General features: G+C 47.6%; 2 protein-coding genes. Both read right to left on the bottom strand.

Translation table 11 applies throughout. The annotated features are described in order from the left end of the window. The coding region (locus N475_RS02630; RefSeq protein ID WP_162269579.1) for an IS91 family transposase at positions 1-575 on the bottom strand (575 nt) is incomplete at its 3' end. Beyond that, on the bottom strand, positions 572-1,423 hold an 852-nt coding region (locus N475_RS02625), incomplete at its 5' end, for a tyrosine-type recombinase/integrase (protein WP_063364641.1). The genes N475_RS02630 and N475_RS02625, both read right to left, overlap by 4 nt.

The following is a 1,423-nucleotide window of genomic DNA, read 5'->3' as shown; positions in this document are numbered from 1 at the left end:
CGCCACACCGTGGCCAGATTAAAGGCGTTGAACAAATACCGAGTGCGACTTTTACGCCACTGTTTTGTGGCTTTGTTAAACGCCCCCGCAGGCACAATAAAATGAATATGCGGATGTAAGTCTCGTCGTCGATTGTGAGTATGCAGCACGCCTGTAAAACCAATCTCCCCTTGTAACTGCTTAGCTCGACAAGCAAATGATTTAAGTACATCGGCCGCCACAGCAAACATGGCACGATAAAGCGTATTTGGGTGGTGCTGCGCGATACCACGCAGTTCATAAGGCACAGTAAACGTCACCATATAGTAATGTACGGGCAATAGCTTATTTTGTTGCTTAGCCAACCAATCAGCCGTGGTGTTATGCAAACACTGCGGGCAATTACGATGTCCACACGATAGCGGGCAGTCTAACTGAGTAACACACTCATTACACTGCCAATGACTACGCTGGGCTGTTTCAGTTCGACAGCGTAACATCGCAGCGATGGCCTGATGCATGGCTGGGGTAAGCTGCGTAGAATACTGGGCAACAAACGCATCAAAGTGAGTGCGCAAAATATCACTGAATGTCATGACTCACACTCCCAAGATAAACATAATCCATTGGCCAGTTGATTGATGGCATCATGGGTATTAAGGCGAGCAATATGGGTTAAACGGGTATAACGGGCGGTGGTATTGAGACTGTTGTGCCCGAGTAAAGCTTGTACAGAGCGTAAATCGACGCCTTGCTCGAGTAAATGCGTTGCAAAACTATGACGTAAATTATGTGGGCTAATGGACTTAGCAATGTTGCAATCATATAGCACGCGTTTAAGGGCTTTTTGCACACCGCCCCTGTCCATCACGGAGCCGGGCTTGGGGTCTTTGCCGGGAAATAACAAAGTGGGATGATGATGCGTCTGCCAATAAAAGCGCAGCGCAGTTAAAGTGCGACTAGGCAAAGGTACAAATCGGTCTTTACCGCCTTTAGCATGACGAATATGCACTTGCATACGCGCCGAGTCGATGTCGCAGACTTGTAAAGAGACACCTTCCCCTAACCTTAATCCCATACTATAAAGCGTCAGGAAAAAGACCTGATAACGCAGTTGTCGAGTATGATTAATCACAGCGGCGACTTCAGGCACAGTGAGAATATCAGGGAGTGTTTTAGATTGAGGTGGCTTTACAATATCAAGCCACTGCCACTCTTTATTAAGCACATGGCGATAGAAAAACTGCAAACCATTGCGGTCGAGCTTGACGGTACTCCAAGAGTGGGAGGCAATGAGCTGTGCAAAATAAACCTTGAGGTCTTGAGTGGTTAAGTTATCAGGGCAGCAATCGAAGAAAGCAGCAATGCGGCGCACGGCACGAGAATACGCATCGATGGTAGCAGGGCGCTTGCCTTGCAAGGTTAAATTGGTAAGATGTTGTTG

It is taken from the genome of Pseudoalteromonas luteoviolacea DSM 6061 (assembly GCF_001625655.1).
GTDB lineage: Bacteria > Pseudomonadota > Gammaproteobacteria > Enterobacterales > Alteromonadaceae > Pseudoalteromonas > Pseudoalteromonas luteoviolacea.
Note: the sequence above shows the minus strand (reverse complement) of the source record. Positions and strands in the feature narration are given on the sequence as shown.